We start from the raw sequence: 2,430 nt of genomic DNA, 5'->3' as shown, positions 1-2,430 counted from the left end.
CCCCCGCCAGTGTCCCGGCGTCGCACACCGGGTTGCTCAATCAAAAGCTGCCTCCAACCAAGCTGCGCTAGCCGATCCGCGCTGGCTGGCTTTGGTCTGCTGGGCGCAGACAGCCAGCGCGGATCGGCTAGCTCCGCTAGGTCGCAGCGCGACGTCTTTTGATCGAGCGATCCCCGGCGTGCCACTTGGGACACAGGCGAAGGTGGCTCCGTGTGCGGTGAATGACAACCGACCCCTTTGCGCTCTGTTGGTCAGTAATGACGGCCCTAACGGGCCGGCTTCTCTTTGTAATGTCGCTACCGCGCCAACTATTTAGGCTCAGGTTCACCATGTACGGTAAATATCTGTCAAGAAATCAATGCATTTCAATATTTTGAGTTTAGGGAGTAGAATTAGTGTGTCGGAAGGGAAGGGGAGACGCCCCGGACCAAAGACAAGGGGACAGGCCCCGCACTATAGGAGTAATACTCATGAACATTGGTTCTTTCGCCCTCAAGAACGGCCAGATCATCGGTTCCATCGCAACCGCGACCATCGACCTTCACCGTCTCGGCCTTCGTCCGGTCGACAGCAGCAACGACAAAGCACCGTTCTACGAAATCATGGCGTGGAACGGCAAGCGGTGGGCACAGATCGGCGCGCTTTGGGAAGCGACGAGCAATTCGACCGGCGAGGTTTTCTATCAGGGCCGCTTGGATGACCCCAGCCTGCCCGAGCCGCTTCAGGTGATGCTCTTTGGCGACGTAGAGGAAGGGTTCCGCGTGGTCTGGAACCGCCCGGCCCCCGTTCGCCAGAACATGGACGGCACCCGCCAGAGCCGCCGCCGCCAGCGTGATGACAATTTCGGTGAAGGCAACGCAACCGAAGATGGCCGTATCACGCAGGACGAAGAGGATCACATCCCCGCGTTCTAAACATCCGTCGGGAAGGGAGAGGGATGCACCCCTCTCCCGACCCTTTCGCTATCCCCTGCCAAGGATGATTAGTCATGACCAAGGAAACGAATAACCGCAGCTATAGCAGCTTTGCCGAACTGGCCAAGGCCATCGGCACGACGCCCGCCGAACTGCGCAAGCAGTATCTGGACAAGGCGATTGCCGACACGATGAACGGCGAGAAGGAAGCCGGAACCGCAGCCACGCCCGACGAGCTGGCAGCACTGGCGCGGGAGGCAGAGATTGCCGACATGATCGCGCAAGATGGCGTGTCCGATAGCTTCGCGCTGGCATTCGGTGACGTGAGCGCGCTTTCCATCCTCGAAATGGGAGCCGAGCGTCAGGAACTGGACATGCCCGAAGCCGCCGAGGCGCAGGCAGAATGTCACGCCATCGTAAACACCATCTTTGACCTTTTCCGCGACACCCGCCTAGAGCCGAGCGCGCAGGCAATCGCATGGGGCATCGTCAATTCGTTTCACTACGAAGCGGACAAGCTGGCCCGCGAAGAGGACACGCTTTGCCGTGACCTGAAAAGCCGGATCGAGCAGGACGACCGCAGCGAAATCTATGCAACGGAAATGGAAGATTTGCAGATCAGGGCGCAAACCAAGATGGAACAGCGCGCCGCTATCGAATGCATGCGCGACTATGCCGCCGAGTGCTACCGATCGCAGACCGGCCGCCCTTGGAGCACCGCGCGCGGATCGAGGGTTTCCAGCGTCACCACCGCAAGCCAGATCGCATCGGCCGATTTCCTCAAGGCCCGCGCAACCGCCATGCGCGAAAAGCGCAACCCCACCGGCCCGCTTGTCGTCTTTTCCGGGGGTCAGGAATGGCACGACTACCAGCAGCTTTACGCCCGCCTTGACCAGATCAAGGCCCGCATTCCGAGCATGACACTTTGCACCACCGGCCAGCGCAAGGGATGCGACGCCATCGCCGCAGCTTGGGCCGCACAAGCTGGCGTGCCGATTGTCACCTTTGCCCCGAACGCGCAGCGCTTTGGCAAGAGTGCCGGTTTCAAGCGCAATGACCAGCTTGTCAGCCTCCGGCCCGTCGAAGCGATCATTTGCCAAGGCACCGGCATTCAGTCGCACTTGCTGGACGAACTGAAGGCCGCAAGCGTTCCGGTTCACGCCTTCCGCTACGATGCACAGGCACCCATGCCCGCCGAAGCCAAGCGGCAGCAATGGGGATGAGATAACAGGGGCGGACCAGCGCCGCCCCTTCCCTTTCCTTGGCAGGAGCATCGGGCCAGCATCGGGGGACTTCCCCGGCGCTGGCCCTTTGTCGTCCCCTTGTGCCACGTGGGGGAAACCCTACGGTTCCCCCCACGCCAGGCCGCCGCGCGCGCCGCCGCCAACATCGCCCCCGTCGGGGCTCGTTGGCGACGGCACGCGCGGCGGCCTTCCCCCCTCCGGTAAGGAGCTGCCGCAGGCGAGACGATCGGGCCCGTGCAGCTCGAACTGGCCCCGAGAAATCGAGGGCGGGG

General features: G+C 62.1%; 2 protein-coding genes. Both read left to right on the top strand.

What is annotated here, in order from left to right:
* Nucleotides 1–470: 470 nt before the first annotated feature.
* Nucleotides 471–914, top strand: coding sequence for a DUF736 domain-containing protein (locus tag L284_RS27920; RefSeq protein WP_021232574.1), 444 nt, complete (start codon nt 471–473; stop codon nt 912–914).
* A gap of 74 nt (nt 915–988) precedes the next feature.
* Nucleotides 989–2,137: a DUF2493 domain-containing protein gene (locus L284_RS27915; RefSeq protein ID WP_021232573.1), complete on the top strand. Its 1,149-nt coding sequence runs from the start codon at nt 989–991 to the stop codon at nt 2,135–2,137.
* Nucleotides 2,138–2,430: the final 293 nt, after the last annotated feature.

Origin of the sequence: Novosphingobium lindaniclasticum LE124 (assembly GCF_000445125.1) — a bacterium.
In the GTDB taxonomy this organism is placed as follows: Bacteria; Pseudomonadota; Alphaproteobacteria; order Sphingomonadales; family Sphingomonadaceae; genus Novosphingobium; species Novosphingobium lindaniclasticum.
The sequence above is the reverse complement of the archived record's forward strand: the minus strand, read 5'-3'. Positions and strand labels throughout refer to the sequence as shown.

Bases quoted from the DNA above. Each gene is read 5' to 3' on its own strand.
- L284_RS27920 (WP_021232574.1), top strand. From the start codon at position 471: ATGAACATTGGTTCTTTCGCCCTCAAGAACGGCCAGATCATCGGTTCC.
- L284_RS27915 (WP_021232573.1), top strand. From the start codon at position 989: ATGACCAAGGAAACGAATAACCGCAGCTATAGCAGCTTTGCCGAACTG.